Source organism: Streptomyces shaanxiensis (assembly GCF_039537145.1).
In the GTDB taxonomy this organism is placed as follows: Bacteria; Actinomycetota; Actinomycetes; order Streptomycetales; family Streptomycetaceae; genus Streptomyces; species Streptomyces shaanxiensis.
The window spans coordinates 16,759-37,903 of sequence record NZ_BAAAZY010000029.1; the positions used below are offsets into that span (position 1 = coordinate 16,759).

18 protein-coding genes and 2 tRNA genes are annotated in these 21,145 nt (G+C 70.1%); 12 read left to right on the forward strand and 8 right to left on the reverse strand.

What is annotated here, in order from left to right:
- Nucleotides 1-74: 74 nt before the first annotated feature.
- From ABD932_RS40215 to ABD932_RS40230, 4 genes are read left to right on the forward strand one after another with little or no spacing between them, the layout of a single operon-like run.
- Nucleotides 75-503 (forward strand): WXG100 family type VII secretion target, encoded by a 429-nt coding sequence (locus ABD932_RS40215; protein ID WP_345020987.1) that lies wholly within the window; start codon nt 75-77, stop codon nt 501-503.
- A 53-nt stretch (nt 504-556) separates the two neighbouring features.
- Nucleotides 557-2,107, forward strand: coding sequence for a WXG100 family type VII secretion target (locus ABD932_RS40220; RefSeq protein WP_345020989.1), 1,551 nt, complete (start codon nt 557-559; stop codon nt 2,105-2,107).
- Nucleotides 2,108-2,111: 4 nt separating this feature from the next.
- Entirely contained in the window at nt 2,112-2,597 is a 486-nt protein-coding gene (locus ABD932_RS40225; RefSeq protein WP_345020991.1) for a protease inhibitor I42 family protein, read from the forward strand.
- A gap of 26 nt (nt 2,598-2,623) precedes the next feature.
- The gene (locus ABD932_RS40230) at nt 2,624-3,019 is read left to right on the forward strand and encodes a hypothetical protein (protein WP_345020993.1); all 396 of its coding nucleotides are present in this window, start codon (nt 2,624-2,626) and stop codon (nt 3,017-3,019) included.
- A gap of 62 nt (nt 3,020-3,081) precedes the next feature.
- On the opposite strand, the gene ABD932_RS40235 is transcribed toward ABD932_RS40230, so the two are convergent.
- Together ABD932_RS40235 and ABD932_RS40240 are read right to left on the reverse strand one after the other, a co-directional pair.
- Nucleotides 3,082-3,768, reverse strand: a complete 687-nt coding sequence (locus tag ABD932_RS40235) for a hypothetical protein (RefSeq protein WP_345020995.1) — start codon at nt 3,766-3,768, stop codon at nt 3,082-3,084.
- A gap of 44 nt (nt 3,769-3,812) precedes the next feature.
- On the reverse strand, nt 3,813-4,358 hold the full coding sequence (locus tag ABD932_RS40240) for a hypothetical protein (protein WP_345020997.1): 546 nt from the start codon (nt 4,356-4,358) through the stop codon (nt 3,813-3,815).
- A gap of 368 nt (nt 4,359-4,726) precedes the next feature.
- Here ABD932_RS40240 and ABD932_RS40245 point away from each other — a divergent pair, with 368 nt between their 5' ends.
- The 6 genes from ABD932_RS40245 to purM all read left to right on the forward strand — a co-directional run bounded on the left by ABD932_RS40245 (nt 4,727) and on the right by purM (nt 11,771).
- Nucleotides 4,727-5,971 carry a hypothetical protein gene (locus ABD932_RS40245; protein ID WP_345020999.1) on the forward strand — a complete coding sequence of 415 codons (1,245 nt, stop codon included), beginning with the start codon at nt 4,727-4,729 and terminating at the stop codon, nt 5,969-5,971.
- The gene (locus ABD932_RS40250) at nt 5,968-7,398 is read left to right on the forward strand and encodes a hypothetical protein (protein ID WP_345021001.1); all 1,431 of its coding nucleotides are present in this window, start codon (nt 5,968-5,970) and stop codon (nt 7,396-7,398) included. Before ABD932_RS40245 ends, ABD932_RS40250 begins: the two co-directional genes overlap by 4 nt.
- Before the next feature lie 10 nt (nt 7,399-7,408).
- Nucleotides 7,409-8,209: a maleylpyruvate isomerase family mycothiol-dependent enzyme gene (locus ABD932_RS40255; protein ID WP_345021003.1), complete on the forward strand. Its 801-nt coding sequence runs from the start codon at nt 7,409-7,411 to the stop codon at nt 8,207-8,209.
- Between the two features lie 84 nt (nt 8,210-8,293).
- Entirely contained in the window at nt 8,294-9,067 is a 774-nt protein-coding gene (locus ABD932_RS40260; protein WP_345021005.1) for an META domain-containing protein, read from the forward strand.
- A 61-nt stretch (nt 9,068-9,128) separates the two neighbouring features.
- Complete coding sequence (gene purF, locus ABD932_RS40265) at nt 9,129-10,658, forward strand: amidophosphoribosyltransferase (protein WP_345021006.1); 1,530 nt, start codon at nt 9,129-9,131, stop codon at nt 10,656-10,658.
- A gap of 45 nt (nt 10,659-10,703) precedes the next feature.
- Nucleotides 10,704-11,771, forward strand: a complete 1,068-nt coding sequence (gene purM, locus ABD932_RS40270) for a phosphoribosylformylglycinamidine cyclo-ligase (protein WP_345021007.1) — start codon at nt 10,704-10,706, stop codon at nt 11,769-11,771.
- Nucleotides 11,772-11,877: 106 nt separating this feature from the next.
- Here the strand turns inward: purM and ABD932_RS40275 are convergent, their stop codons facing one another.
- Entirely contained in the window at nt 11,878-12,135 is a 258-nt protein-coding gene (locus ABD932_RS40275) for a DUF3073 domain-containing protein (protein ID WP_126393280.1), read from the reverse strand.
- A 372-nt stretch (nt 12,136-12,507) separates the two neighbouring features.
- The gene (locus ABD932_RS40280) at nt 12,508-13,596 is read right to left on the reverse strand and encodes a Leu/Phe/Val dehydrogenase (protein WP_345021009.1); all 1,089 of its coding nucleotides are present in this window, start codon (nt 13,594-13,596) and stop codon (nt 12,508-12,510) included.
- A 220-nt stretch (nt 13,597-13,816) separates the two neighbouring features.
- Here ABD932_RS40280 and ABD932_RS40285 point away from each other — a divergent pair, with 220 nt between their 5' ends.
- A complete protein-coding gene (locus ABD932_RS40285) occupies nt 13,817-14,659 on the forward strand; it encodes a DUF8083 family protein (protein ID WP_345021011.1) in 843 nt (280 codons plus the stop codon).
- A gap of 578 nt (nt 14,660-15,237) precedes the next feature.
- Complete coding sequence (gene bldC / locus ABD932_RS40290; protein WP_003949541.1) at nt 15,238-15,444, forward strand: developmental transcriptional regulator BldC; 207 nt, start codon at nt 15,238-15,240, stop codon at nt 15,442-15,444.
- 495 nt (nt 15,445-15,939) lie between these two features.
- Here bldC and ABD932_RS40295 read toward each other — a convergent pair whose 3' ends face one another.
- The 4 genes from ABD932_RS40295 to ABD932_RS40310 all read right to left on the reverse strand — a co-directional run bounded on the left by ABD932_RS40295 (nt 15,940) and on the right by ABD932_RS40310 (nt 21,066).
- Entirely contained in the window at nt 15,940-16,134 is a 195-nt protein-coding gene (locus ABD932_RS40295; protein ID WP_345021013.1) for a DUF6274 family protein, read from the reverse strand.
- A gap of 552 nt (nt 16,135-16,686) precedes the next feature.
- Nucleotides 16,687-16,761 (reverse strand) — tRNA-Asp (locus ABD932_RS40300).
- A gap of 93 nt (nt 16,762-16,854) precedes the next feature.
- Nucleotides 16,855-20,856 (reverse strand): ATP-dependent RNA helicase HrpA, encoded by a 4,002-nt coding sequence (hrpA, locus tag ABD932_RS40305; protein WP_345021015.1) that lies wholly within the window; start codon nt 20,854-20,856, stop codon nt 16,855-16,857.
- Nucleotides 20,857-20,992: 136 nt separating this feature from the next.
- Nucleotides 20,993-21,066: transfer RNA gene (locus ABD932_RS40310), tRNA-Phe, on the reverse strand.
- Nucleotides 21,067-21,145 lie beyond the last annotated feature (79 nt).

Consider the following 21,145-nt stretch of genomic DNA (forward strand, 5'->3'; position numbering starts at 1 on the left):
CGGCCGGCCGCGGCAACTCACCGCACAGCAGGTGGCCTTGACGCCATGACGGGATGCACACGGGGGAGGGCGCCATGAGCGCGGGGCAGGTCGGGACCGGGTACCAAGTACAGGCCGGAGAGCTGGACTCGGAGGCCGACAAGCTGGACGCCGCCGGAGAGGACACGGCCGGGATACGCACGGCGATCACCGCCACCCAGTGCTACACGCCCGAGGCGCTCGGCGGCTCCGACATGGGCCCCGCCTTCAGCGACTACGCCGGGGCCTGGGAGGCCGAGGCGAAGACCCTGTCCGAAGCGCTGCACGAGCTCGCCGATCGGGTGCGTACCTCCAACCGCGCCTACGGCGGGGCGGAAGGGGAAGCCGTCACCGGCTTGCGCGCCGCGCAGTCCGGCGGCGGCATCGTCGCCCCCATCGCCTACGGCGAACGGCCCTTCCCCGGGGGCATCAGCACACAGCCCGCTCAGGCCGACCCGCGGACCACGCCGTCCGTCTTCGGCTGAGCCCCCGCTTTCCGACGCCCCTTCCCGCCCCGCCGCACCGCTCAGGGATCGCTGTGACCGAATCCACCACCGACCGCCGCGCACGCCTCACGCAGCTGTGTTCCACCATCGCGGGCGCCGAGAGCAAGAACGATCTCATCGCGGCCATCGACGCCGCCCTGGCCGTTCCCGCTCCGTCCGGCGACCCGGACACCCTCAAGACCCTCGCCAAGCGCTACCGCTCGCAGGCCGACGAAGCCGACGACGTACGCGACCGCGTCGACAAGGTCGCCAGGCAGGGCCTGCCGAACGCCTGGGTCGGTACGACGGGCGCCCGGGCCGGCGAGGTCGTCGCCGCCGCGTCCCGCTCGGCGGACCAGATGGCCTGCGCCTTCCGCGACGGCGCCCAGGCCCTGCTGACCCTGGCCGATGTCCTCGTCGATGCCCGCAAGCGTGACCAGACCGGCCGTGAGCAGCTGAACGAGGCCCGCGGACAGCTCGGCGGGGAGGACGGCTGGTTCGACGGCCTGCACGAGGACGACGGTGAGGAGCAGGCCCGGGTGCGCGCCCGGTCGATCGGCACCGGCGGCGTCGACGAGCGCCTCGCCGCCGCCGTGGCCGCCGACGACGCGGCCCGGGCTGCCGCCCGTGACCTGAACAAGTACGCCGCCGAAGCCCGCGCGGGGCAGATGCGCACCGACAACCTCTCCGCCGCCGACCGCCTCGTGCTGGCCGACACCTCCAACATCGACGGCGACCGCGAGCTGAACGAGATCCTCACCGCCAACGACCTGGAACGCGCCGGCACCCGCATGGAGAAGCTCTCCGCCGCCGACCAGGACCGGATGGAACGCCTGCTGGCGGACGCGAAGACCCCGCAGGAACGCGCGTACATCATGAAGTCCCTCGCCGCCGGCTACGACGTCGACCAGGTCGAGGACTTCGCCGGGAAGATCCACGGCAAGGACCCCCGGTGGCTGCAGGAGCACCTCGCCCCCGTCACCACCAACGGCTGGGGTCAGGAGCAGCAGACGTACGGCCAGCAGAACTGGTCCCAGGACGGCTCCACCTGTGTCCCGTCCTCCACCGTCACCGCGCGCGCCATGGTGGACCCGGTGTACGCGCTGGGGCTCACCGGCGGCCCGGACGGCACCGACGACTCGCCCGAGGCGTTCCGCGAGCGGCTCACCGACGAGCAGATGCGGCTGCACGAGGAGGGCGACGGCGCCAACTCCGGCTGGCTGTGGGACCGGCAGCCCGCCGGCATGGACTCCGAGGGCCAGGAGGAGATCTCCGACTCGCAGCTGTCACCGCACACCGGGGACCGCTACGACGTGCAGGAGATGGGGTCCGACGACGACCGGCGCGATGTCCTGACCGACATCGAGAAGTCCGTCGCCGAGGGCAAACCCGTGCCGATCAACGTCGAGGGCCACGAGGAGAACGGCGACTGGGTGGGCCACGGCATGATGATCGTCGGCCAGGAAGGCAACATGCTCCAGATCTACAACCCGTGGGGCACGACGACCTGGGTCAGCGAGGAGGACTTCGTCAAGGGAGACCTCAGCGCGGCCAGCGACGACCGGTTCGACAACGTCAACAACGTCTACATCGAGCAGGGATGACACCGTGCGCATACGCACCGCCCTCGCGGCCCTCCCCCTTGTGGCTCTCGCCGGCTGCGGGCTGACCGGGCCCGACTCGTACGGCACCGACGAGCGGAAGGTGACCGTCGAGGCCGGCGACGAGTTCACCCTGGAGGTGCCCGCCAGCCCTTCGCTCGGCGAGAACTGGTACCTGGCCGAGCCGCGGCCGGACTCGGCCGTGCTGCGCTACGAGAGCAAGGGCGAGGACTTCGAGGGCGGCGACAAGGGTGTCACCGGCAGCGGCAAAGGTACCCAGCAGTTCGAGTTCACCGCGGTGGCGCCCGGCAAGACCACGGTGAAGCTGCTGTACTGCCCGCACGGGCTGTGCCACAGCGCGGCCGAGGTCACGGCGAGTCCGTCCCCCGGGAGCAGCGCATCGCCTCTACCGGTCACGACGGCAGCCGAGACGGACACCCCGGACGACACGGACAACCCCACCTACTACCTCTACACGATCACTGTCAGCTGATCGCCACGTAGCCGAGGACCATCGCCATGCCGCCCACCCCCGCCCCCCGTACCGACGACGAGCTGATCGCGGCCACCGACATCGGCACCCTGCTGCTCTACGGGCTCACCCGGGACGCCTTCCACACCGCTCTGTTCGGTGACGGTGCCGTCGCGGCCGCTGTCACGCTGGACCGGCTCGGGGTGCTGCCGCGCTCGGTGGCGTTCCTCGCCGACACGGTGCGGGCCGGGGGCGTGCGGTACGTCGCCGAGCTGCCCGAACCGCTCCCGTCGGCCGAGGCGTCGGAGGTGCTGCGCGGCTGGCTGCGGACCGCGGCGGACGTGGCGGCCGGTCCGGACGCCGAGAGCCGTGTCGCGCGCTGGCTGGACACCGTCGCCGAACTCATCGGGGCGCGCCGGGATTCCCGTACGCCCCACGCATAGAGGACACGGCCGAGACGCAGGGGCCCCGCGTGCCTTCGCACGCGGGGCCCTGTCGCGTCTGCTCAGACCTCGATGCGGACCTGTGCCTGGGTGACGAGCCCGGAGACCCGCAGGGCGTCGGTGACGATCTCCAGCACCCAGATCGCGGTATCGAGGGACCATTCCCGCAGCCGGCACAGCAGCCGGGTGCCGTCGTGGTCGAAGCGGGCGGCCTCCCCGACCCGCGCCCGGCACGCCGCCACGACCGCGGCGGCCTGCGCCGGGTCGGCGATCGCGTCGACGCTCACCGTGCACTGCGCGCGCCCGGCCGGGTCGGCAAGACCGGCCCAGGTCGCGGCGTACGCCAAGTCGCGCCCGGCGTCGACCGCCTCGTACACCGGAACGCTCACCTCGACGGCGTCGACGTCGAAGGTGCCGACCCGCGAGAGGGACTCGGCGACGACGCGGCCCAGCGGCGTGAGCGGCACGCGCTGACCGGCCGGCGCCTCGGCGCAGTCGACCTGGATCCAGGCGATCTCCCGGACCTCGCCGTCCTGCGTCCAGTCGCCGCCGGCGTCGTTGTGGCCCCACCGCGCCCCGGCGAGCCCGTGCCCGAAGTCCGCCCAGCCGTAGGCGGTCGTGCGGGCGACGGCCAGGGAGAACAGGTCCTCCTCCAGCCGTCCCTCACGGTGGGCGGTGGCGAGCCACGGGTGCAGGGTCAGCCGGCCGTGCACGCGCATCACCAGGGACGCGGGGAAGCCGTCGCTCATGCCAGTACTCCAGCGGGAAGACCTTCACTCATGGCAGTACTCCATCAGAAGCCGCACCACAGCGTGGCGGCCTTGGTGCTGACCTTCTCCGGCGAGTCGGCGACGCCGATGATGTCGACGTCGATGATGCTGCGCCACTCGGTCTTCTGGATCAGGTTGGTGCAGGTCTTGCGGGCGGTGGCACGCTTGCCGGCGCCGCCGCCGGACTTCACGGTCTTCGAGCCCGTGGCGACGTCCTTCCAGCCCGACGTGCCGTAGGGGCGGGCCTGGAGCGTCACCGTGACCTTGGCCTTGGTGCCGGGACCGCTGATCTTCTTCCACCAGCCGTGGCCGGAGGCGGTGGGCGGCGGGGTGGAGGAGACGTGGACGCGGTCGCCGTCGGTGACGAACACCCCGGCGGACGGGGCACGGTGCTGCTGAAGGGCCTGCGCCCGGTCGCTGGTACGGCCCTCGGCGGGCGCGGCGACGAGCCGGTCCGTGGAGGTGTCGGCGGTCGCGGAGGCGTCGGCCGCGTGGGCGGCGGGGACGGCGGCGAGCAGCAGGGCGGCCGTCGAGAGGCCGGCGGCGACGGCACGGTTGCGTATGAACAAGGCTTTCCCCCATGTGTCGACGCGGGGGCAGAGCATGCGGGCGCGCCTGACGCGCCACAGCGTTCCCCCGCTGGTCATCAAGTCGCCCCGGACAGAAGCGGATTGGTCGGATCCGCCGTTCCTGGGCGCGGCCACTGTAGGCGGGGGGTCGGCGCGGGCGCCATGGCATTCGATCACTGTGCTGGCCGGAAATGATCTATCCGGCTCCGGGGGGAGGCACCAGGAGGAAGCCGACCGTTTCGTCAACGTGTTCGAGTTGGCCGAAACGTTTCGATCTGAGCGGCTGGAAGGCGGCAGCGGCCACAGAGCCCGTTGTCAGTCCCCGCTGATAGCTTCGGGTGAGCTGATCAACGGGGGAACGGGGAACAGTGGAAGTGCCGAGCGGGGTGCGCAAGTCCGTCAACGTGCTGCTGTGTCTGACGGCGGTGGCCGGGATCGGCTGGAGCGGCACACAGATCTGGCAGGTCCTCAACGGCCGGCACCAGATCAACGAGGCCTGCGCGGACCTCGTCCCGGCCGGCCTCGTGCTGGCGCTCTCCCCGGCCGGCGGCACCATCTCGCACCGGGTGGCCGACGAGGGCACGATCGAACTCGACGCCGCCCTGCCGCAGGACTGCGAGATCTTCAGCACCGAGGCGGGCGAGAAGTACGGCACGGACACCGGCGAGCGCTGGTTCTTCACGGCCGCGGTGGGCACGCTCCCGGAGGACGAACCCGTGATCCCCGAGGACCCGGTCGACTCCCTCATCAACGAGTGGGGCGATCACACCTACCCCTACCAGCCGCTCGGGGGCGGCATCGCGGGCGTGGTCACCGACACGGGCGTCACCGTCGAACTCCCCTGCCCCGAAGGCGAGGCGGACGGCCCCGTCAGGACGCTGTGGTCGAGGGCCTCGCTGATGGACCCCGGCCCGCCCTTCACCGAGAACGGCCAGCTCACCGCGCACGACCGGAACACGCTCGCGGAGATCGCCGTCACGACCGCCAACAACCTCGCCGGACGCCTGGGCTGCGCCGACCGCCTGCCCGACCCGCCGCAGGACATACCCGCCCTGACGGAGGGCCCCCTTCCGGCCTCCCGCGCGGACGGCACCTGCGCCTGGTACCGCCAGGCCGGCTTCGCCCGGCAGCCGCGCCTCGCCGACCAGGTCCTAGAAAGCCGCCCGGACGACAAGCTGTGGGACGAGACCTGCGGCCTCGTCCTCAGCGACGGCCGTGAGGCCGAGGTCGCGTACTCCGACGCGGCCCGGCGGGCGGACGTCGACCGCCCGTCACGCTCCGGCGCCTGGTTCGTCTCCTTCCACACCTACTCCGGGGAGGGCGCGAAGAACGTGCAGCTGAGGCGCACCATCCCCCGCGAATCCCCGGTACTCGCCGAACCGGGCAAGGCGGGCCGCGGCGACGGCGGCGACTCGCTCTGGTGGGCCTCCTCCGTCTGCGACGGCCGGCCGCAGATCCACACCATGACCATCGCCTGGGAGTACGACGAGCTCACGACCCCGGCGTACGAGAAGGTCTTCCGCGCCTACGTCGACGACGTCACCCAGCGCCGCGGCTGCACGAACCTGAAGTTCCCCGCCCACGCCACGTTCACGGAACAGGTGTCGTCATGAGCCCTCGTTCAGAGCACCCCTCCGACACCTCCGACACCTCCGACACCTCCGACACCTCCGACACCTCCGACACCTCCGACCCTTCCGACACCTCCGGCACCTCCGCTCCCTCCGCCCCCCTCGACCTCGACCGCATCCTCTTCCCCCGCTCCCGCTGGTTGACCCCGGACCGTGGCAGCCGCCCGCGCAACGCCTTCAACCAACTGATCGCCGTCACCGCGGTCCTGGGCATCGGGGCGGGCGGCTGGGGACTGTGGCTGGAGGCCCAGGAGCACCGGGACCGCCAGGCCAGCCGGGAGCGCATCACCGAGGCCTGCGCGGGACTCGTCGACCCCGACCGGGTGCTCGGGCTCAACGGCGGCACGGCACGGGCGCGAGCGGGCAGCGCCGACGACGACTCGTTCACGCTCGGCTCGCTGCCGGGCGCGGGTGGCTGCACGATCTACCGGGTGGGGAGGCCGGGGACGACGTACGGGCACTTCGGCCTGACCGTGTACACGAACCCCAGTGACAAGTACGCCAACCTCGTGGGGAACGAGGACCCGTTCGACGATCAGTACGACGAGCGCGTCGACGACGTGACCCGTGTGGCCGACGAGTCGCCCGACTACCCCCTCGGCCTGTCGCAGGAGGACGACGGCGGGCTCGGCAGCTACGACCAGGACAGCGCCACGGTCAAGGTCACCTGCAAGACAGGCAAGACGGGCACGGCCGGGATCACCTCGGTGGACGTGACGGCGGGCGCCGCCTACGACGACGACGTCACCTTCCAGGACCGCCGGACCCTCATCCAGCTGGCCGTCGAGGCCGCGTACAAGGCCGCGAAGCACGTCCACTGCACGCCCGAGGCAAAGGCTTCGGCCTTCTTCGACCGGCTCTACATACCGGACGCCAAGCTGGTGAAGGCCCAGTCCGCGAACGGCACCTGCGGCTGGTACGCCCGTTTCCTCGGCCGCGAAGAGGCGGCCCGCCTGCCCGACCGAGCCCTCCCGGCCCCGATCGGGGCGCACAGTGCCAAGGAGAGTTGCCTGCTCGCCGCGAGTCCGGCGCAGGTCAGGCGGGTCTGGCCGGAGCTGCCCCGGGACGACGACAGGCAGCTCTCCGCCGTGCTGGGCCACTCTCCGTGGTACCTGGAGACCCGGTCCTTCATCGGCGACGAGGCCCACGAAGTCGTGGCGGAGTACTTCGGCGTCGACCAGACCCCCTTGCGCCCCGGTACGGCGGGGTCCCGCGGCGGCGTCTGGTGGGCCGCCTCCACCTGCTCCGGCCGGCCCGCCCTGCACACCCTCAGCGTCCCCTACTCCTACGAGGACGTGATCAAGCCCCGCCTCCGCTCCCTCTTCAAGGCCTACGTCGACGACATCGCCGCCCGCCGCCACTGCACGGACATCAAGTTCCCTGCCGCCTCCACGTTCACCGCCGACTAGGCTCGCCGCCATGCCTCCGGCCAAGAAGCGCGCCCGCACCTACGACCCGGCCAAGATCCGCACCGCGGTCCTCACCCAGTTCGGGCACGTACGACGGGCCATCCGCACCCTCACCCCCGACCAACTCGCCCTCCCCACCCGCCTGGAGGGCTGGACCGTACGGGACCTGGCCGCGCACGTGACCATGGCCGTGGAGACCGTCAGCCACAACCTCGACCGCGACGAGCCGGCGGCGAAGCAGGGACTGACCCTCCTGGAGTGGCCCTTCACCACCGCCGGGCGCGCCGAGGGCATCTCCGGCGACGCCCAGGCGCTCGCCACGGCCAATCCCGACCTCGACGCCCTTTACGCCCGCACCGAGGAACGCATCACGGACAAGCTCGCGGCGGCCCCCGACGGCCGCCTCATCGGCAGCCGCACCGGCGCCATGACCCTCGCCGACTTCCTGGTCACCCGCACCGTCGAACTCGTCGTCCACACCGACGACCTCAACGCCGCCGTCCCCGGCCTCGACATCCCGTACGACCGCCAGGCCCTCGCCGCCTGCACCCGTCTCCTCGCCGACGCGCTCGCCGCGAAGGCTCCCGGCGGCTCGACCGAGGTGCGGATCCCGCCGTACGCCGTCGTGCAGTGCGTCGAGGGGCCGAGGCACACCCGGGGCACCCCGCCCAACGTCGTCGAGACCGACCCGCTGACCTGGATCCGGCTCGCGACCGGGCGGGTGGGCTGGCAGGACGCCGTGGCGGAGGCCAAGGTGAGCGCGAGCGGGGAGCGGGCCGACCTGGGCGGGTTGCTGCCGCTCATGGGGTGAGAGCCTGCTCTGACCGGCGACAAGCGGAACCAAGCGGAACCGGTCCGGTGTCCCTCCCGTCCCACCGGCATGGACACACTCGGCATGGACAAACCGCAGCGACTGGCCGCTCTCGCCGCACTCACCCTGCTCCCGTTCGCCGTGGCCTGCGGCGGCGAGAAGGCGGGCAGTGACACCGTCGGGGCCGGGGCGGCGGCCTCCGTCACCGGCGTCCACTGGGCCGTCGACGACCTCACCGTCGACGGGAAGAAGAGCGCCGCACCGAACAGCGCCTGGCTGCGCATCGCCGACGGTGGCGAGGTCAAGGGCAACCTGGGCTGCAACAACTTCGGCGCCGACGCCGCCTTCGCCGACAGCCATGTCACCTTCGACAAGGTGCAGGCGACCGAGATGGCCTGCGAGGGCGTCGCCCCGGACTTCGAGACGACCCTCGCCCGCACCCTCGCCGACGGCGACCTCAGCACCGAGGTCAAGGGCGACAAGCTCACCCTCACCACGCCGGACGGCGACCGCGTCGCCCTCACCAAGCAGGAGGCCGCCCCGCTCAAGGGCACGAAGTGGACCATCACCAGCCCCGACGCCGACGGCAAGGCCCACCTCACCTTCGACGCGAAAACCGGACAGGTCAGCGGCAGCCTCGGCTGTAACAAGGTGAGGGCCACGGCGACGGTCAGCGACGGCCGTATCACGCTCGGCACCGCGTCCACCACGCGAATGATGTGCGACACCTCACTCATGAATACGGAGAAGACCCTCCTGGAGCTCTTCGACGGCACGGTGAAGTACGAGGTGAATCACCGCAACCTCACTCTGACCAGCGAAAACGGCGAGCGCGTGAACGCGGCCGCCGCGGAGTGATCCTTTACGGTCGCGTATCCCCAATTCGGACCAGTGGTCGATCTCGCCTACACTCGGAGCCGTGCCACGTGGTGACGGTCGACTCAATCACGATCTGCTCCCCGGCGAGAAAGGCCCCCAGGACGCGTGTGGCGTCTTCGGTGTCTGGGCTCCGGGCGAAGAGGTCGCAAAGCTCACGTACTTCGGGCTCTACGCCCTCCAGCATCGGGGCCAGGAATCCGCGGGAATCGCGGTCAGCAACGGCTCCCAGATCCTCGTCTTCAAGGACATGGGCCTGGTGTCCCAGGTCTTCGACGAGACCTCGCTCGGTTCGCTCCAGGGTCACATCGCGGTCGGTCACGCCCGCTACTCGACCACCGGTGCCTCCGTGTGGGAGAACGCCCAGCCGACGTTCCGCGCCACCGCGCACGGCTCCATCGCGCTCGGCCACAACGGCAACCTCGTCAACACCGCCCAGCTCGCCGAGATGGTCGCCGACCTGCCCAAGCAGGAGGGCGGCCGCACCCCGCGCGTCGCGGCCACCAACGACACCGACCTGCTGACCGCGCTCCTCGCGGCCCAGGTCGACGAGGACAGCAAGCCGCTGACCATCGAGGAGGCCGCCCACACGGTCCTTCCGCAGGTCAAGGGCGCCTTCAGTCTCGTCTTCATGGACGAGAACACCCTGTACGCCGCCCGTGACCCGCAGGGCATCCGCCCGCTGGTCCTCGGCCGGCTGGAGCGCGGCTGGGTCGCCGCGTCCGAGTCCGCCGCCCTCGACATCTGCGGCGCCAGCTTCGTCCGCGAGATCGAGCCGGGCGAGTTCGTCGCCATCGACGAGAACGGCCTGCGCACCTCGCGATTCGCGGAAGCGAAGCCCAAGGGCTGTGTCTTCGAGTACGTGTACCTGGCCCGCCCGGACACCGACATCGCCGGCCGGAACGTCTACCTCTCCCGCGTGGAGATGGGCCGCAAGCTCGCCAAGGAAGCCCCGGTCGAGGCCGACCTGGTCATAGCGACTCCGGAGTCCGGCACCCCGGCCGCCATCGGCTACGCGGAGGCGAGCGGCATCCCGTTCGGTGCGGGTCTGGTGAAGAACGCGTACGTCGGACGTACGTTCATCCAGCCCTCGCAGACGATCCGCCAGCTCGGCATCCGCCTGAAGCTGAACCCGCTCAAGGAAGTCATCAAGGGCAAGCGCCTGGTCGTCGTCGACGACTCCATCGTGCGCGGCAACACCCAGCGCGCCCTGGTCCGCATGCTCCGCGAGGCGGGCGCCGCCGAGGTCCACATCCGGATCTCCTCGCCGCCCGTGAAGTGGCCCTGCTTCTTCGGCATCGACTTCGCCACCCGCGCCGAGCTCATCGCCAACGGCATGTCCATCGACGAGATCGGCACCTCGCTGGGCGCCGACTCGCTGGCGTACATCTCCATCGACGGCATGATCGAGGCGACCACCATCGCCAAGCCGAACCTCTGCCGCGCCTGCTTCGACGGCGAGTACCCGATGGAGCTCCCCGACCCCGAGCTGCTCGGCAAGCAGCTCCTGGAGACGGAGCTGGCCGCCGGCCCGGCCGCCACGGCCGCCGCCGACGCGATCCGCCGCCCGTAGGCGTCCCGTAACACCTGCCGTACGACACGAAGGTTCTCACTAGCCATGTCTGAGACAACTGGTGCCAGCTACGCAGCCGCGGGCGTCGACATCGAGGCGGGCGACCGCGCGGTCGAGCTGATGAAGGAGTGGGTGAAGAAGACCCAGCGCCCCGAGGTCCTCGGCGGCCTCGGCGGTTTCGCCGGCCTCTTCGACGCCTCCGCCCTCAAGCGCTACGAGCGCCCGCTGCTCGCGTCCGCCACCGACGGCGTCGGCACCAAGGTCGACATCGCCCGCCAGCTCGGCGTCTACGACACGATCGGCCACGACCTGGTCGCCATGGTCATGGACGACATCGTGGTGTGCGGCGCCGAGCCGCTGTTCATGACCGACTACATCTGCGTCGGCAAGGTCCACCCCGAGCGGGTCGCCGCCATCGTCAAGGGCATCGCCGAGGGCTGCGTGCTGGCCGGCTGTGCCCTGGTGGGCGGCGAGACGGCCGAGCACCCGGGTCTGCTGGGCGCGGACGACTTCGACGTGGCCGGCGCCGGTACGGGCGTGGTGGAGGCCGACCGCCTGCTGGGCCCGGATCGCATCCGTACGGGTGACACGGTGATCGCCATGGCGGCGTCCGGGCTTCACTCGAACGGGTACTCGCTGGTCCGCCACGTCCTGCTGAACCAGGCCGGTCTCGCGCTGGACGCACAGATCGACGAACTCGGCCGCACCCTCGGCGAGGAGCTGCTGGAGCCGACCAAGATCTACTCGCTGGACTGCCTGGCCCTCACTCGCACCACCGACGTGCACGCGTTCAGCCATGTCACGGGTGGCGGTCTGGCCGCCAACCTGGCCCGGGTGATCCCGGACAACCTGCACGCGATCGTCGACCGCACCACCTGGACCCCGGCCCCGATCTTCGACCTCGTCGGCAAGACCGGTCAGGTCGAGCTTCTGGAGCTGGAGAAGACCCTGAACATGGGCGTCGGCATGATCGCGATCGTGCCCGAGGAATCCACCGAGGCGGCGCTGGCGACGCTGGCCGACCGCGGGGTCGAGGCGTGGGTCGCCGGCGAGATCACGGACAGGGGCGACCACGAGACGGGCGCCGCGCTGGTGGGCACGTACGCGAAGTAGGAGCGCCGCCCGAGGATGCCTGAGCGGCAGCACGAAACCCGGTCCAGTGCCGAAGCCCCGGACCGGGTGAAGTGCAGTTGTGACGGGAACTGCGAAGCGCGCTACGTCAAGCGCCGCGACGCTGCGACGTGGGACCGGACTCGTCGTCCTCTTCGTCCTCGTCGTCGTCGTTGTACAGATCCGCGTACTGCGCGTACGGGTCGTCGTCGTCTTCGTCGTCCTCGAACGGCTCGCCGTTCGGCGGCTGGTTCGAAGTCGAAGCGCCCAGCTCGTTGGCCAGACGCGACAGGTCAGTCCCGCCGCTGTTGTACTTCAGCTGGCGGGCGACCTTCGTCTGCTTGGCCTTGGCCCGGCCGCGCCCCATGGCTCGACCCCCTCGGTGACGGGGCTCGACGGCCCCAGAGTCTCGACACGCGTTCATGATCTGGAACGGACTCTCCGTGGAGAGGCCGGTCCGTAGGGCTTCCACGGTACCTGAGCCCGCGCCCATACGGTACGTCGCCCGCAGCACGCGCGTGTGCCCAGGACCTTCGAGGCGCCCCGTCCTCGCTGGTCAACCGCGATTTTAACCACTTCTTGGCGGTCGACCCGCCGGTAGAAGTGAGAGTTCTCTCCAACTGCCCACCCGCGGGTACCGGCCAAACCTGCTAGGGGTCCGGGGATCGGCCCCCGGGAAAACGCAGCATGGGTTCCGGCCGGATCCGTTCTCGGATTCCGGCCGGAACCGTTCCACGTCTCAGAGTGACCCGCGCGCCTCCGCCATCCGCTGCTCGGCGATCCGGTCGGCCGCGGCGGCCGGCGGAATACCGTCCGTCTTCGCACGAGCGAATATGGCCAGCGTGGTGTCGTAGATCTTGGCCGCCTTCGCCTTGCACCGGTCGAAGTCGAAGCCGTGCAGCTCGTCGGCGACCTGGATGACACCGCCGGCGTTCACCACGTAGTCGGGTGCGTAGAGGATCCCGCGGTCGGCGAGGTCCTTCTCGACGCCCGGGTGGGCGAGCTGGTTGTTGGCCGCACCGCACACCACCGTGGCGGTCAGCGCCGGCACGGTGTCGTCGTTCAGGGCACCGCCGAGCGCGCAGGGGGCGTAGATGTCGAGGCCCTCGACGCGGATCAGGGTCGCGGTGTCGGCGACGGCCGTCACGCCTTCCGGGTGCGCCGCGAGGATCCGGCCGACGGCGTCCTCGCGGACGTCCGTGATGACGACCTCGGCGCCCTCCGCCCGCAGGTGCTCCACCAGGTGGTGGCCGACCTTGCCGACGCCCGCGATGCCGACCTTGCGGCCGCGCAGCGACGGGTCGCCCCACAGGTGCTGTGCGGAGGCGCGCATGCCCTGGTAGACGCCGAAGGCGGTGAGCACGGAGGAGTCGCCGGCGCCGCCGTTCTCGGGGGAGCGCCCGGTCGTCCAGCGGCACTCGCGGGCCACGACGTCCATGTCGGCGACGTACGTACCGACGTCGCACGCGGTGACGTACCGGCCGCCGAGCGAGGCCACGAACCGGCCGTAGGCCAGCAGCAGCTCCTCGCTCTTGACGCGGTCCGGGTCGCCGATGATCACGGCTTTGCCGCCGCCGTGGTCGAGACCGGCCATGGCGTTCTTGTACGACATCCCGCGCGCGAGGTTCAGCGCGTCGGCGACGGCCTCTTCCTCGGTCGCGTACGGGTAGAAGCGCGTACCGCCGAGAGCGGGGCCCAGCGCGGTGGAATGGATGGCGATGACGGCCTTGAGGCCGCTGGCGCGGTCCTGGCAGAGCACGACTTGCTCATGACCCCCCTGGTCCGAGTGGAACAGGGTGTGCAGGACGCCGTGTGTTACGTCGGTCACTGTGGTGACTCCTGAGTACTGGCGGCGATTGGAGCGAGCTCCCGTACGGGTGGCGGGGGCTGTGAGCATGAGATTAGACCCGTTGGCGCCCGTCCAACCCGCAGTGCTCAGGATCACCTACTCGCGGAGTAAGGCCGTGCGACGATTTGCATAGATTTCCCGCACGTTTGTCAGCGGGTTTCGCAGGTTTTCCTGGCAGACGGCGGGGGAGGGAGCAGGCGTGCCCAAGGTGTCCCCGGTGATCGTCCCGTATGCGACCTATTTGCGCGTGTACGAGCCGCTGGCCGCCTTCCCGGAGCCGGAGCGCGGCCACTGGGACCGCTACGCCCGCCGCTCCGACCGCCCGTCGTACCAGGACGAACTGCGCCGCTCCCTCGCCGACTTGCTGCCCACCCCGCCCATCCCGGTGCCGGTGCACGAGAGCAGCGACGCCTTCGTCACGGAGGTCGACGGGGTGCTGTGCGTGTGCCCGTGGCGGACCCGGCTGCGCGGCTGGCAGGCGCTCGGAGAGCTCCCCGAGGAGCTGCCGAAGCCGGTGCTGGACGCGGCGCTGCCGGAGGTCGTACGGCACCAGGCGGCCCAGGACTACGAGCGGTGGCTGGCCCGCAACCCGGACGCCCGGCCGTGGATCCGCACCTCGGCCTGGCAGGTGCCGCTGCACTGGTTCGTGCTGGTGTCGGACGAGGAGCGGCGCTTCGACAAGGGCTCGGGCGAGATCCCGGCGATGCTGCGCTACCGGACGCCGATGGTGCAGGCCCGGCGGCGGGTGGCGCGGGCCCTGCGGACGCTGAAGGACGCCATCGACGAGGGGCCGCTCATCGACGGCCTGGTGGACGTCGGGCGCTGGCTGGAGGAGTTCCACCCGCGCTCGCTGGTCGAGTTGGACTACGGCGGCCTGGTGCACACCCTGCCGGCCGGCGATCTGGAGGACGACCACTCGGCGGCCGACGTGGCCACCGGCATCGAGGCGCTGCGGCACGGTGACGGGGCGGCCGCGGGGGCGGCTTACGCGCGGCTCGTGGAGCGGTGGCGGGCGGTCCGGGACCGGCGCTCGGCGAACTGAGCCGGGCCACTGTGACCTGACCCACTGCGTCCGGTGTGATCTGACACACTGTGTGACGTAACGAACTGGCGTTTGACGGGGCGCCCGTTTTGGGGTTTCGTGCTCGCTCTGAGGTTCTTGATGCCACGTCAACATGGGACGTAGGGACCGATCCGGGCGTATGTATCAAGGATGCGTCAACGCGCGTAAGCGTGACGGACCGCACGTACGCGGCCCTTGCGCCCCTAACCCCTCCTCGTGCCAAAATAGGACAAGGAGTCCGGGGAGGGCTCCATCTCGACATTGCACGCTATGGGGGTTCTTGAGACTCCTGCACGCCACTGTGACTGATCGTCACAGTGGCGTGACTGTCCGCTATGGCATGGTCCATCGGCTTCCGTCGCTGATGAACACCTGGGAGGGCAATTCCATCGGTTTGGCCGACGCGGCTGGACAGATGGTGTAGTTGTAGTGCCGAGGACAAGCCGTTCGTCCTATAACCGACTCGACTCGCGTCCGCCATTTCGGGCAACGCGGGTCAAGGTGCAGAATTTAGAGGAAAGAACCGAGAAGGTTCGGTTCTCCCGAGGAGGCCGCTCATGACCGCTCGCACCCCTGATGCCGAGCCGCTGCTGACCCCGGCTGAGGTCGCCACCATGTTCCGTGTCGACCCCAAGACGGTCACGCGGTGGGCGAAGGCCGGGAAGCTTACGTCCATCCGTACGCTCGGCGGACACCGCCGCTACCGCGAGGCTGAGGTCCGCGCACTGCTCGCGGGCATCCCGCAGCAGCGCAGCGAGGCCTGAACAACTGCATAACCGGGCAAACCGGCAGTTCCCCCAACTCGCCGTGGCGCCCGAACTCTAGCTCCAAGCGACGCGGGTTCTGCCCCAACAGAGCCCACGCCCAAGCCGATCAGAGCTTCGCAGGCACGCAACAAGGGTGCGTCGTAGATCGCGCTGGACTCCGCCGGGTCCAGCGCGATCTTTTTTGTGTGCGGAGCGTGTGCCGGCCGGCCTCCTGTGGGGAGGCTTGTCGGAGTCTGGGGAGGGGGGTCGGATCTCCTGTGGAGTCGCTCTGGGTGGTTGCTGAGCGTGTGCGGACCGATCCCTGCCAGTTGGTGCAATTGCACATATTAAATTGACCAGTTGTAGGTGGGGTGTAAGTACCGCACTTCCGGAAACTCATGCGGTGACACCCGTCACATACCGGGGAGCTTGTTGTTGTCGACCCAAGTGCGCTAATGGGGCGCTCGGGCTCCAGCAGCCCATGCCCGCACGGGAGTTGACGGCCTGCGAGGCTCACGCGGTGGAAGCGGTTTCGTCCTCGCTGACCTCGTCCGGAGCCGTCTGGGCGGGGTGCGGGGCGGAGTCCATCGCGAGCCGCAGCAGGCGGTGGCAGATCGGGCAGTGGCGGGTCAGGTGGCGGTACGAGGTGGCGGCCGACAGGTGGGCGCGGAGCAGCGCCCGCGTTTCGTGCCTAGCCGATGCCGCCATACGCCACCTCCGGGGAGCCGTGCCGGGAAGAGCCCTGATTTCTGGGTACCGAGCGAATGTGACTCCGTCAAGGTGGCGTGGGGCTCGCGCGGTGACGCCGCGTTGCGCGCGCCCCCGGCGCTGCGGGGGCCGTCACCGGGGGCTGCCGCCTCCAGCCCCCGCCGCCGTGGCGCCCAGTTCGGCCCTGAAGGGGCCTAGTGTTCCCGGGTATGGAGAAGGCCCGCGTCCCTTGATGGGATGCGGGCCTTCGCTCTTCACTGCGGTCCTGGCGGGATTTGCTGTACCTGATTGCGGCTGCGCCGCGGGCGCGGCCTCCACCTTGACAGGGTGGCGAGTGGGTTGATGTGGGGCGGTGCATGGAGAAGGCCCGCGTCCCTCGACGGGATGCGGGCCCTCTACTTCACTGCGGTCCTGACGGGATTTGCTGTACCCGATTGCGGCTGCGCCGCGGGCGCGGCCTCCACCTTGACAGGGTGGCGAGCGGGTTGATGTGGGGCGGTGCATGAAGAAGGCCCGCGTCCCTCGACGGGTGCGGGCCTTCGCTCTTCACTGCGGTCCTGACGGGATTTGAACCCGCGGCCTCCACCTTGACAGGGTGGCGAGCACTCCAAACTGCTCCACAGGACCAGGTTTCGCTGCGCCATTCGTGCGTTGCGCTGCGAGAAGAGACTGTACAGGAGGGTGAGCCCCCGGTCGAACTCACCCAGCGTATGCGCTCCGTTACGGCGCGAGCGTGTCGATCGTCTTCACGATCCGCTTGTCCGAGATGGGGTACGCCGTGCCCAGCGCGTGGGCGAAATAGCTGACGCGGAGCTCCTCCAGCATCCAGCGGACGTCCAGGACCTGCTGCGGCACCGGGCGGCCCTGCGGCATCTGCTCCAGGAGCCAGGCGTACTCGTCCCGCATCTCGTGGACCTTCTCCATGCGCGTCGTGTCGCGCTGGACGTTCGTCGGCATCTGCTGGAGACGGCGGTCCACCGCGATCAGGTAGCGCACGAGGTCGGGCAGGCGCCGCAGACCGGCCTCGGTCACGAATCCGGGCTTCACAAGGGCGTCCAGCTGCCCTCGCACGTCCGTGAGGTTCGGCAGCAGGGCGGGGCTGCGTACGGCCTTCAGGCGGCGTTCAGCGGCCTGCCAGGCGGCGAGGACCTGCTGCACCTGGCCCACCGCACGGACCGTCGTGTCGACGATCTCGGCGCGCACCTTGTCGTACAGCTTCCGGTACGACTCCTCGTCCCACGCCGGCCCCCCGAAGTCGCCGATCAGCCTGTCCGCGGCCGCCATCGCGCAGTCGTCGAACAGGGCCTGGATGGAGCCGTGCGGGTTGGCGGACAGCGCCAGCTTCTGGGCGTTCGTGAGCTTCTCGGACGCGAACTTCGCCGGGTTGACCGGGATGTTGCGGAGGATCAGCCGGCGCGTGCCCTTCCACATCGCCTGCTGCTGCTCCGCCTCCGTGTCGAAGAGGCGGACCGAGACCGTGTCGCCGTCGTCGACCAGCGCCGGGTACGCCTTGACCGGCTGGCCGGCGCGGCGGGTCTCGAAGACGCGGGTGAGGGAGCCGATGGTCCAGTCGGTCAGGCCCTTGCGCTCCAGGGACTCGCCGCCCTCGCGGGAGGCGGTGGCCGCCGCGGCCTGCGAGAGGGCCTGCCGCGCCTTCGGCTTCAGACGGAGCTTCAGGGTCTCCAGATCCTTGTCCTCGGCCAGCTTGCGACGGCGCTCGTCGATGATCCGGAAGGTGATGCGCAGGTGGTCGGGGACCTTCGGCCAGTCGAAGTCGTCGGCGGTGAAGGGCACTCCGACCATCCGCTTCAGCTCGCGCGCCATGGCCACCGTCAGCGGCTCCTGCAACGGCACCGCCGTGTCCAGGAACCGCTTCGCGAAGTTCGGCGCCGGCACGTAGTTGCGGCGGATCGGCTTCGGGAGGGAACGGATCAGCTCCGTCACCAACTCCTCCCTGAGGCCCGGGATCTGCCAGTCGAAGCCCTCGTCCGTGACCTGGTTGAGGACCTGGAGCGGGATGTGGACCGTCACACCGTCGGCGTCCGCGCCCGGCTCGAACTGGTAGGTGACGCGGAACTTCAGCTGCCCCTGCCGCCAGGAGTCCGGATAGTCGGCCTTCGTGACCGCCTCCGCCGACTCCCGGATGAGCATCTCGCGCTCGAAGTCCAGGAAGTCCGGCTGCTCGTGCCGCTTGTGCTTCCACCAGGAGTCGAAGTGGGCGCCGGAGACGACGTGGTCGGGGACCTTCTCGTCGTAGAAGTCGAACAGCGTCTCGTCGTCGACGACGATGTCCCGGCGCCGGGCCCGGTGCTCCAGCTCCTCGACCTCGCTGAGGAGTCTGCGGTTGTCGGCGAAGAACTTGTGGTGCGTGCGCCAGTCGCCCTCGACCAGGGCGTTGCGGATGAACAGCTCGCGGCTGGCCTCGGGGTCGACGCGGCCGTAGTTCACCTTGCGCTGGGCGATGATCGGGACGCCGTACAGCGTGACCTTCTCGTACGCCATCACCGCCGCCTGGTCCTTCTCCCAGTGCGGTTCGGAGTAGGTGCGCTTGATCAGGTGCTCGGCGAGCGGCTCGACCCACTCGGGCTCGATCTTCGCATTGACGCGGGCCCACAGGCGGCTCGTCTCCACCAGCTCCGCCGACATCACGAAGCGCGGGGGCTTCTTGAAGAGGGCCGAGCCCGGGAAGATCGCGAACTTGGCGTTCCGGGCGCCGAGGTACTCGTTGCGGGCTGTGTTTCTCCCACCCTCCCCCCCGGCGTTCTTGCGGGCGCCGCCCGCGGAGTCCTTGGACTCCTTCACGTCCTTCATGCCGATGTGCGAGAGCAGTCCGGCGAGGAGGGAGACATGGATGCGGTCCGCCGGGGCGTCGTCCTCGCTGAGGTGGATGCCCATCTGCTTGGCGACCGTGCGCAACTGCGAGTAGATGTCCTGCCATTCGCGAATGCGCAGGAAGTTCAGGTACTCCTGCTTGCACATCCGGCGGAAGGACGACGAGCCGCGTTCCTTCTGCTGCTCGCGGACGTAGCGCCAGAGGTTGAGATAGGCGAGGAAGTCGCTGGTCTCGTCCTTGAAGCGGGCGTGCTGCTGGTCGGCCTGGGCCTGCTTGTCGGCCGGACGTTCGCGCGGGTCCTGGATGGAGAGCGCGGCCGCTATGACCATGACCTCACGGACACAGCCGTTCCGGTCGGCCTCCAGGACCATGCGGGCCAGGCGGGGGTCGACGGGCAGCTGGGCGAGCTTGCGGCCGGTGTCCGTGAGCCGCTTGCGTACGTCCTTCTGCGTCGGGTCCAGCGCGCCGAGCTCCTGCAGGAGCTGCACGCCGTCGCGGATGTTGCGGTGGTCCGGCGGGTCGATGAAGGGGAACTTCTCGATGTCGCCGAGCCCGGCCGCGGTCATCTGCAGGATGACGGAGGCGAGGTTCGTCCGGAGGATCTCCGCGTCCGTGAACTCCGGGCGGGCGAGGAAGTCGTCCTCGGAGTAGAGGCGGATGCAGATGCCGTCGGACGTACGGCCGCAGCGGCCCTTGCGCTGGTTGGCGCTGGCCTGCGAGATCGCCTCGATGGGCAGCCGCTGCACCTTGGTGCGGTGGCTGTACCGGCTGATCCGGGCGAAGCCGGGGTCGATGACGTACTTGATGCCCGGGACGGTGAGGGAGGTCTCGGCGACGTTGGTCGCCAGAACGATCCTGCGCCCGGTGTGGGGCTGGAAGACGCGGTGCTGCTCGGCGTGCGAGAGGCGGGCGTAGAGGGGGAGGACCTCGGTGAAGCGGTAGTTCTTCTTCACGAGCGCGTCGGCGGTGTCCCTGATCTCCCGCTCTCCCGAGAGGAAGACGAGGATGTCGCCCTTGCCCTCGGCCTGGAGCTCCTCGACGGCATCGCAGATCGCGGTGATCTGGTCGCGGTCGGCGTCGTCGGAGTCCTCTTCGAGGAGCGGCCGGTAGCGGACCTCGACGGGATACGTCCGGCCGCTGACCTCGATGATCGGGGCGTCGCCGAAGTGCCGGGAGAAGCGCTCGGGGTCGATGGTCGCCGAGGTGATGACGACCTTGAGGTCGGGGCGCTTCGGCAGCAGTTGGGCCAGATACCCGAGCAGGAAGTCGATGTTGAGGGACCGCTCGTGGGCCTCGTCGATGATGATCGTGTCGTAGGCGCGCAGCTCGCGGTCGGTCTGGATCTCGGCGAGCAGGATGCCGTCGGTCATCAGCTTGACGAAGGTGGCGTCCGGGTTCACCTGGTCGGTGAAGCGGACCTTCCAGCCGACGGACTCGCCGAGGGGCGTGTCGAGCTCCTCCGCCACCCGCTCGGCGACCGTGCGGGCGGCGATGCGGCGGGGCTGGGTGTGGCCGATCATGCCGCGTACGCCGCGGCCCAGTTCCATGCAGATCTTCGGGATCTGCGTGGTCTTTCCGGACCCGGTCTCACCGGCGACGATCACGACCTGGTGGTCACGGATGGCGGCCGCGATCTGGTCCTTCTTCTGGCTGACCGGCAGCTGTTCGGGGTACGTCACCACCGGTACGCGCGTGCGGCGGGTGGCGATGCGCTCCTCGCCCTTGGCGATCTCCGCCTCGATCTCGGCGAGCACGGCGGCGCGCGCTTCCGGCTTACGGATCTTGCGCGCACCTTCGAGCCGCCGACCGAGCCGGTGCGCGTCGCGCAGGGAGAGCTCGCTCAGGCGGGGGGCCAGGGGGCCGAGGGCGGGGGCAGGGTGCGTAGACATACGCGATCCAGGATCTCATCCCGGGGAAAGAAGGGTCGAACCCTTTTGTGCCCGCCCTCCGTGCACGGTCGTCCGGCACGGAAACGGCCCCACCGAAGATCTTCGGTGGGGCCGCATGCCCTCGTGAGGGCGGCTGTGGCTGGGGCCGGGGTCGAACCGGCGACCTTCCGCTTTTCAGGCGGACGCTCGTACCAACTGAGCTACCCAGCCATGAGGCTTCGAGAAGCCTCAGCGGTCCTGACGGGATTTGCTGTACCCGATTGCGGCTGCGCCGCGGGCGCGGTCTCCA